This window comes from Stenomitos rutilans (genome assembly GCF_059505485.1).
Genome location: NZ_JCACKR010000128.1, coordinates 20,649 through 29,228 on the forward strand (window position 1 = coordinate 20,649; position 8,580 = coordinate 29,228).

Annotated in this window: 8 protein-coding genes; 6 read left to right on the plus strand and 2 right to left on the minus strand. The window is 52.9% G+C overall.

Features of this window, described 5'->3' with window-relative positions:
- The first annotated feature begins 18 nt into the window (after positions 1-18).
- From AC5JLP_RS27230 to tilS, 6 genes are all read left to right on the plus strand, one after another.
- Positions 19-798: a circadian clock KaiB family protein gene (locus tag AC5JLP_RS27230; protein ID WP_496070980.1), complete on the plus strand. Its 780-nt coding sequence runs from the start codon at positions 19-21 to the stop codon at positions 796-798.
- Positions 799-1,050: 252 nt separating this feature from the next.
- On the plus strand, positions 1,051-2,187 hold the full coding sequence (cofH, locus tag AC5JLP_RS27235; RefSeq protein ID WP_496070981.1) for a 7,8-didemethyl-8-hydroxy-5-deazariboflavin synthase subunit CofH: 1,137 nt from the start codon (positions 1,051-1,053) through the stop codon (positions 2,185-2,187).
- A 261-nt stretch (positions 2,188-2,448) separates the two neighbouring features.
- On the plus strand, positions 2,449-4,221 hold the full coding sequence (locus AC5JLP_RS27240) for a DUF3352 domain-containing protein (protein WP_496070982.1): 1,773 nt from the start codon (positions 2,449-2,451) through the stop codon (positions 4,219-4,221).
- 90 nt (positions 4,222-4,311) lie between these two features.
- On the plus strand, positions 4,312-5,325 hold the full coding sequence (gene ccsB / locus AC5JLP_RS27245; RefSeq protein WP_496070983.1) for a c-type cytochrome biogenesis protein CcsB: 1,014 nt from the start codon (positions 4,312-4,314) through the stop codon (positions 5,323-5,325).
- 114 nt (positions 5,326-5,439) lie between these two features.
- Positions 5,440-5,808 carry a KGK domain-containing protein gene (locus tag AC5JLP_RS27250; RefSeq protein ID WP_496070984.1) on the plus strand — a complete coding sequence of 123 codons (369 nt, stop codon included), beginning with the start codon at positions 5,440-5,442 and terminating at the stop codon, positions 5,806-5,808.
- 21 nt (positions 5,809-5,829) lie between these two features.
- On the plus strand, positions 5,830-6,828 hold the full coding sequence (tilS, locus tag AC5JLP_RS27255; protein WP_496070985.1) for a tRNA lysidine(34) synthetase TilS: 999 nt from the start codon (positions 5,830-5,832) through the stop codon (positions 6,826-6,828).
- 44 nt (positions 6,829-6,872) lie between these two features.
- On the opposite strand, the gene AC5JLP_RS27260 is transcribed toward tilS, so the two are convergent.
- Positions 6,873-7,745, minus strand: a complete 873-nt coding sequence (locus tag AC5JLP_RS27260) for a DNA-methyltransferase (RefSeq protein WP_496070986.1) — start codon at positions 7,743-7,745, stop codon at positions 6,873-6,875.
- A 65-nt stretch (positions 7,746-7,810) separates the two neighbouring features.
- Positions 7,811-8,580, minus strand: a 770-nt coding sequence (locus AC5JLP_RS27265; protein ID WP_496070987.1) for a hypothetical protein, incomplete at its 5' end; no start/stop codon positions are given.

Below are 8,580 nucleotides of genomic sequence, written 5' to 3' on the forward strand. Positions count from 1 at the left end.
CTACCTATAGGAAAAGACGTGCACTCAGATTCTGCTCCGGCTTCTGGTGTGTTTAAAGGCATTGCCCTGTTCACACCTGGTGGTGGTCTCATTTACGCCATTGACTACAAGAAGCAGGAACGTTGGCATCTGCACCTTTGTGCTGCACTACGAGATTTGCTGGGGCTGTCAGAGCCTCCCCACTTTTTGGTGCCTTGCTATGCCGCTACTGTCGATCGCTGGCATAACCCACGCACTAACCAGTTCCAGACCGTGGCTGAAGCGTCACCGCTAGTGCTCAGATATCAAATGCTGCTCAATGCCGTCTTTGGTACGGATGAGCTGATCTGGCAACCAGCCGCGCTGAGAGAAGGTCTCTGTGATGCGGTGGTGCTATCCGCCTACCGCAAACAGTTTCCTCAACTGTGGGAACCCCACGATTTAGTGGTGCGCTATGACCAGGCAGAACCCTACGCCCAGTTTCGCCACAAAGTGCCCGTTCCCTTAGTCGAGCGATCGCTCTTATATCCAGACTCGAAAGGGCCAGACTCGAAAGGGTATGTATTACGGCTTTTCGTTTCGGGTCACAGTACCGCTACCGAACGAACCTTACAAACCTTGCATCGCCTACTGGAGGAGGCTCTCAGCCATCCATATACGCTTAAGATTATTGATGTGTCGCAGCATCCAGAGCAAGCAGAGCTTGATCAGGTTTCGGCAACGCCAACGCTGGTAAAAGTCTGGCCCCGTCCTGTACGCCGCATTGTGGGTGATTTGGATAACGTGGATCAGTTGCTCCGTATTTTGGGGACAGAGTGAGGGAAGGCAGAAGGTAAAAGGTAGAAGGATGATGAAGTGAGGGGGGCTGAGGAGGCTGAGGGTGTAAGGATAGGAAATTAAAAATGAGTTTTCAACAGTGATCAGTACAGGTTGATGACATGATTGCGGATTAATGGCTGACCACTGTTAGCTTTCTTCTGCTTCCCCTGCTTCCTTCTTTTGCCTTTTACCTTCTTCCTTTTGCCTTCTAAAGCGCCACAATAAGAGATGTCGTCGCGTTTCTTGTAGCTTGTGGTGACTGTAACAGTGGAAGCGATTCTCGATCGCGCGCTCGAAGGACACGAACTGTCGTGGGAAGATGGAGTGGTTTTGCTGAAAGCGCGATCGTCCAAAGCGATCGACCATATTCGCAGAACGGCAGATGCGCTCCGGCAACAGCAGTCAGGCGATGTTGTCACTTATGTAATCAACCGCAATATTAACTTCACTAATATTTGTGAGCAGCACTGTAGCTTTTGCGCGTTCCGCCGAGACGAAGGCGATGAGGGCGCGTACTGGCTTGATATGGGGCAAATGCTAGAGAAAGCAACGGATGCCGTGCAGCGTGGTGCAACCGAGCTTTGTATGCAGGGTGGGCTGAACCCGAAGGCCACACTCAATGGCTCGTCGCTGTCTTACTACGTAAGGATTGTGAAAACGCTGAAGGATACATTTTCTCAATTGCACCTGCATGCATTCTCACCTCAAGAAGTGCAGTTTATTGCGAGAGAAGATGGTTTGAGCTACGCAGATGTCATTGCAACCTTGCGAGATGCGGGTGTGGATTCCTTACCAGGAACCGCAGCCGAAGTCCTGGATGACGAGGTGCGACGTGTCTTGTGTCCTGAAAAGATCGATACGGCGACCTGGTTAGACATTGTGAGCATCGCGCATCAGCAAGGCTTGCACACAACCAGCACCATGCTATCAGGGCACATTGAAACGCCAGAACAGCAGATGCGGCATCTGGATTTGTTGCGATCGCTCCAACGATCGTCTCTAGAAAAAGGCTACCCTGGCATCACAGAGTTCATCTTGTTGCCCTTCGTCGGACAAGAAGCGCCCAAACCCTTGCGCCGCCGAGTGGGACGCGATCAGCCTGTTCTCGTAGATGCGTTGAAACTCATGGCCGTAGCCCGCATTTTTTTAGGGCGCTGGATTCCTAATCATCAACCCAGTTGGGTGAAGCTGGGTTTAGCGGGTGCCACGGAAGCTCTGACCTGGGGCTGCAATGATCTTGGTGGAACGCTCATGGAAGAACACATCACTACGATGGCAGGCGCACAAGGTGGTACGTGTATGGAGGTTGAGACATTGATGGACGCGATCGCGTCGGTCGATCGTCCCTACCGTCAGCGGGATACGCTGTATGGAGTGGTTGGTGGGTAGAAGGCAGGAGGCAAGGGGAAGCAAGGGCGGCAAGGGCGGCAGGGGCGGCAGATGTCCTAACCCTGATTCAATCGTCCCTGATGCTTGCTGAACACATTCAAAACCTTTCTCCCCCGCTTCCCCTGCCGTTGCCCCTGCTCCCTGCGCTTCCCCTGCTCCCTCTGCTACAACGTTCCGCAATCTTCCTCCCCCGTTGTGCGTCAGGTTTGCTAAAGTGGCAGGGGCATTGCTTGTGCTGTCTAGATAGGAAAGCCCTTTTCCATGATCAAAAATAAGAAGCCATCCCTTCTGCTCCCGTTGGGGGCTGCTGCATTGCTGGTGGGTGGAGGTGCTGCTGCCTACTGGGTGCTCACGCGGGGCGGTCTTGGTTCAGGAGATCTGCCTGTCGGTGCGGAGGTGATTCCACAAGATGCGTTGATGACGCTTTCGGTTTCGACGGAGCCAGGGCAATGGCAGCAGTTGCGCGAATTTGGTACGCCTCAGAGTCAGGCCGCGTTTGATCAAAATTTGGTGCAATTGCGCGATCGCCTCCTGACTGCCAATGGCTATGACTACGAGAGAGATATTCAACCCTGGATTGGCAAGGAAGTCAGCATTGCTCTGCTAGCGCCACCAACGAGTAGCGCACCCAGTGCTGCGCCCGTGTTACCCAAGCCAGTTGCGATCGTCGTGCTGCCGATTCAAAACCCGCTCCAGGCAAAGCAACTACTTGATAAGCCTCGATCACAAACAGCGGGCAAACTGGTAGACCGTACCTACAAAGGCTTTCAAATTAAAGAGACCCAGGGCAAAGCGGAGAATTTTTCGGTAACGGTGTTTGACGGGAAACTGCTCGTCGTGGCAACCGATCCGAAGGCGATGGAGCGGGCGATCGACACGTATAAAGGCGAACAGGGACAATCAGCGCTGAAAGCAACGCCTGGCTTTACTCAGGCGCTTGGTAAAATTCAAGCGACCCCCTCGTTTGGTCGGCTATACCTCAACTTCCCGGCAGCGACGGCTTTTACGGTCGCGAATTCAGGCAAGGCCGCGACGGCTCCTAATCTGGCGCAAATGTCGCAGACGCAGGGGGTCGCTGCCACGATGAGTTTGGAGGCAGAAGGGGTGCGTTTTCGGGGGGTGACCTGGTACAAGCCGGATAGCCAGAAGACTTACAAGGTTGAGAACAACGCTAAAAGCATGCTTGGTCGCTTGCCTCAGAACACGCTTCTCATGACTTCTGGGGGAAACTTGAGGCAGTTTTGGCAGAACTATACTCAGGGTGCTACGGCAATTAACCTTGCCTTGCCCCCTGTTTCGCCTGACTGGCTGCAAAAGGCACTGAAGTCCACCATCAATATGGATCTCGACAAGGACTTTCTTGCCTGGATGGACGGCGAATTCGCACTGGCAATGACAGGAGTACCCGATGGCAGCCCGTCTGGGTTGCCGTTCAATTTGCTGTTTATGGTGCAATCGAGCGATCGCCGCGCGACAGAAGCTGCTTTGCAACAGCTAGACCAGACGATGGCAGACAAATACAAATTTAAAGTGGAAGAGGCGAAAGTCGGTGACCAATCGGTGACCAATTGGACGTTGACGACGACCGGGTTTGCAGTGACCCACGGTTGGTTGAATGATAACGTCGCGTTTATAGCGCTGGGTTCGCCAAGTGTTCCCGTGGTGAACGACATTCTGCCAAAACCAGCCACATCCTTGTTGGATAGCCAACCGTTCAAAGCCAGCGTGCCCTCTGAACCCAGTCCTAATAACGGCAATTTCTTTGCCAATCTTGATCTCTACAAAACGAAGCAGCTTCCTTTGCCGCAACTGCCGCTTGGCAACCAAAATCTGCTGGATGCCATTCGGTCGATCGGGGTAACGGCGGCTATTAGCGACGATCGCAGTACCCGTTACGATGTCTCGCTGCTGCTGCAAAAAGCGGGTAAACCTGCCCCCTTGCCAAGTCCAACCATCCCATCGAGTATGCCTTCTCCAGGTAACAACCCGGCATTAGAGCTTCCGTCTGTTCCTTCTCCATTGCCATCTCCTTAGCGCGTTCAAAATTGGCATCACCCTCAAAACGTTTCACAAGAATCGTAGGATAGAGAAAGGCATTGGTTCAAAGCCTGGAGAGAACACGGCATGGATTTGGTCAGACTACAAACTATTTTTGATAATGCGTCCTTCGCCATCCTCTTAGTGACGGCGCTGGTGTATTGGGTGGGCGCAGCCTTTCCCCATATACCTTATTTATCTATGCTGGGTACTACAGGCATGGCGATCGCCAACCTTTGTATTGCGGCTCTCCTGGGCGCACGCTGGCTGGAGGCAGGCTACTTTCCGCTGAGCAACCTGTACGAATCGCTCTTTTTTCTCACCTGGGGCATCACTGCCATTCACCTGGTGGCCGAGAGCATGAGCGGTAGCCGTCTCGTCGGTGTGGTAACGGCTCCTGTAGCGATGGGCATTACGGCCTTTGCCGCGCTGACCTTGCCTCAGGATATGCAAGCCTCTGCGCCGCTGGTGCCTGCCTTGAAATCCAATTGGCTGATGATGCATGTCAGCGTGATGATGTTGAGCTACGCCACTCTGATGGTGGGGTCGCTGCTGGCGATCGCCTTTCTGGTGGTCACGCGCGGTCAAAAAATTGAATTGCGCGGTAGTTCGGTGGGCACAGGAGCCTACCGCGATCGTACCTACCAACTGCGACGTGAGGGAGAACTGCTTCCACCTGCGTCTCAGCGTTCAACCACGCCAAACGAACTGAATGGCTCTGTCACTGCCATACTGGAAGCACCCGCTTCTACAACGGCTATGCCCCTGTCACCTCAGCGACTCAGCCTTGCCGATACCTTGGACAATATCAGCTACCGCATTATTGGTTTGGGCTTTCCACTGTTGACGATCGGCATTATTGCGGGTGGCGTTTGGGCAAACGAAGCATGGGGTTCCTACTGGAGTTGGGACCCCAAAGAAACCTGGGCACTCATCACCTGGCTCGTGTTTGCCGCGTATCTGCACTCACGCATTACCAAAGGATGGCAAGGTCGTCGTCCAGCACTCTTAGCGGCAGGTGGGTTTGTGGTCGTCTGGGTTTGCTACCTGGGCGTAAATTTATTAGGCAAAGGGCTGCATAGCTATGGGTGGTTCCTTTGAATAGGGAGTAAGGAGGCTAAAGGCTAAAAAGCTGATAGCTGACCGCTCAATCAACTCAAAACTCAAAACTTAAAACTCTCCTCCTCTGCCCCTCTCTCCTCTCCCCCATAGCCGATGGATAATCAATTTGAACCGCTGAATAACGACGAGGTACTGTTTATCAATGTGGGTCGGGTGCTGATGGTAAACCCTACCTTTAAGGTGGGTGAGTTTATTGATGCGCTGGCTCAGGCGATTAGTGATCGTGAGAGCGACTGGTCAGATGAAAATGAAGGCTGGTTTGGCGAGGGTTTGCCCTGCGAAGCGCTCCGCTTTGGTACACCCGGCTGGCAACGTGGACGCGTCCGCATTCGTCTGGAGTTTGTCCCGGAAACGAGCAAACCCAAGATGCTGGATGTGCCCCGCGATCGACCTTCTCGCCGCCCTGAGAAACCAGACCCCAAATTTGATGATGTTTACGGCGATGTAGACGACGATTACTAATCGCGCTCAGGCTCACAGCATATGCCGCATGATGCCTGGACACCGCTACACACGCAGTTGCAGCGCACGCTGAAGGCACGAAGGCTTCTAGAGCGCGGGCAACGAGTTTTGGTCGCGGTTTCGGGTGGGCAAGATTCGCTCTGTTTGGTGAAACTTTTGCTTGATTTGCAAGCAAAATGGGGTTGGCATCTGGCGATCGCCCACTGCAACCATCGCTGGCGCACTGACTCGGATGCAAATGCAGCGTATGTGCAGCAACTCGCACAAGACTGGCAGTTGCCTTACTATCAAGAGACGGCTGAAACGGTTTCGACGAGTGAAGCAGAAGCGAGAACCTGGCGCTACGGGGTGCTGACCACGATCGCCCAACAGCACGGCTATGCCTACATTGTCACGGGCCATACTGCCAGCGATCGGGCAGAAACCCTGTTGTATAACCTCGTTCGCGGCAGCGGTGCCGATGGACTGCAAGCCCTGGTTTGGAAGCGTTTGCTTGCGCCTGCCCTTCAACCGAATATTCAATTGGTGCGTCCACTGTTAGGGATGACTCGCATTGAAACAGGGCAATTTTGTCAGGAGGCTCAGTTAAAAGTCTGGGACGATACTACCAACCATGACTTGACCTACGCCCGGAATCGCATCCGGCAAGAACTGTTGCCGTATCTGCAAACGCACTTTAATCCGCAAGTAGAGCAGGCTTTGTCTCAAACGGCAGAACTCCTTCAGGCAGACGTAAAATACCTCGAAACGCAAGCAGCAGAGTTATTGAAACAGATACAGCATCTCGATCGCCCAGGACTCGATCGCTCCTTGCTCAAAGAATCTCCCCTCGCACTTCAACGCCGTGTGGCCCGTCAATTCCTCCAGCAAACCTTACCCTGCGCTCCCAACTTTGAGCACATTGAAAAAGTAGTAGGTTTAGTCACGGCACCCAATCGATCGCAAACCGATCCCTTTCCAGGTGGTGCGATCGCCTATGTCGAAGACCACTGGATCTGGATTCAAGAAGCAAATCATTGATAGAAGCGCTAACATCCTTCGTGCGAGTAGCGGCAACAGCGCTCTTAGCGAATACTTTGGCGACGCAGAGCGTTTTGACGATCGCGCTCAATCCACTCGGCATCACTTAAGGGGAGGACAGTTTGTAAACGAGCGATCGCCCAGGCATTGTACTCCGGGTTGATGTCGCAGCCGAGCCAGTGCCTGCCAGATTGTTCAGCGACCACGAGCGTTGTACCGGAGCCAGAGAAGGGATCAATGACTAGATCGCCGCGATCGCTGGCAGCAAACAGTAGCTTTCGCATGAGTTCTTCTGGTTTTTGGGTAGGATGGCCCGTCTTTTCAGCCATACCGTTGCACGTCGTGGGAATTTCGATCACATCCTTTGGTTTTGCGCCCAAGGGGTGTGGTGTCCAGCGATCGTGCGCTTTTCCGTTTTCATATTGACTCGTCGCCGCTTGTGGGTGGATAGGATATTTCAGCGTATGGTTGCCATAGGGAATCCGAATGCTGTCAAGGTTGATTTTGGCGCTGGCACTCTTCCGCAACACCAGAATGCTTTCGTGAGAACGTCCCCAATCGTGCCCCAAATTGGCTTTGTTTTTGTAGTGCCACACCAACCAGCGACACGCCTGAAAGTGCTGCAAAGACGGACGCTTGAGGTCTGCCAGGATCTCAGAAAAGCCCATGATGTAGAGCGAACCAGAGGGCTTGAGAATTCTCGCGGCCTGTTGAATCCATTGCAATGACCAGTCGATATAGTCGTCCTGTGAGGCAAAGGTATCCCAGGCGGCTTTTTTGACGTTGTAGGGTGGGTCAGCAAACACGAGGTCGGCGGTTTCGTCGGCTAACGTTGTCAACCATATCAACGAGTTGCCATAGAGCAGGGTGCCAAGATTAGTTTGATGGGCGATCGCAATGCGTTCAGTCACAGTCATGGAACAACGATTGAGCTTCGCCACGATAACAAACGATGACGGCTTTGATCAGGAGGCGATCGCCGCTAGTTCTCACCCCGTCGATCGAGATACACATAATTTCCGAATTCACCATACATATACTGTCCAAATTCATCTTGTTCGTTCGTAATGACAATGCTGCCGTCATCGAGCCAGTTGAGGACAGTGCGGGCTTCTGCGATCGCCTCTGGCAACAACGAATGGAGTAGCCGTTGCTGGTCTTCTTTGTTCAACTCGTCCCAACTGTCTGCGCGATAGGCTCCTGGCGGTACAACCAGGGCAAGACCGTAACCAAGCCCCAAACCATCTAAAAAGCTGTATCCATTGCAATACAGCTCGTAGAAGGTATATAAAAGATGCCGAGGGTCTTGCTCTTGATTGATCAGCGCCAACAGCAGCGTTTTCAGCTTCCACGTTTCGTATTCACCTGCCTGAATGTATCGTCTGAGAACTTTGGTCGCTTCGTATTGACTACTTTGCCTGGAAAAATCCAAGGCGATCAGGTTCAGATAATCGTCTTGACGCAGTACAGACTCCAGTTCTGGCGTTGTGTAAACCCATTGCTCAAAAGTCTCTACGGGCGTTGTACCCATCAAAAACCGAAAACATTCGATTTTTAGAGGCGCTGGGAGAGGCTGCACACGTAAGAAACAGGTTGTAAAGGCAGAGGGTAGAGAAAGCAAGGAGGAAACGGCAAGGGCAACGACCACTTTTATTACAGTAAAGCGGCAAAAGTCACAAACATTGGGGCGTTTATGACAGGGTGAACGCATCCGTATCTTAACAATGGGTTGATGGAGAATGCCGAAGGCTT

What these genes read in the sequence shown, in the direction of transcription:
- AC5JLP_RS27260 (WP_496070986.1), bottom strand. Translation starts at nt 7,745, where the DNA reads ATGACTGTGACTGAACGCATTGCGATCGCCCATCAAACTAATCTTGGC.
- tilS (WP_496070985.1), top strand. Translation starts at nt 5,830, where the DNA reads ATGCCGCATGATGCCTGGACACCGCTACACACGCAGTTGCAGCGCACG.
- AC5JLP_RS27240 (WP_496070982.1), top strand. Translation starts at nt 2,449, where the DNA reads ATGATCAAAAATAAGAAGCCATCCCTTCTGCTCCCGTTGGGGGCTGCT.
- AC5JLP_RS27250 (WP_496070984.1), top strand. Translation starts at nt 5,440, where the DNA reads ATGGATAATCAATTTGAACCGCTGAATAACGACGAGGTACTGTTTATC.
- ccsB (WP_496070983.1), top strand. Translation starts at nt 4,312, where the DNA reads ATGGATTTGGTCAGACTACAAACTATTTTTGATAATGCGTCCTTCGCC.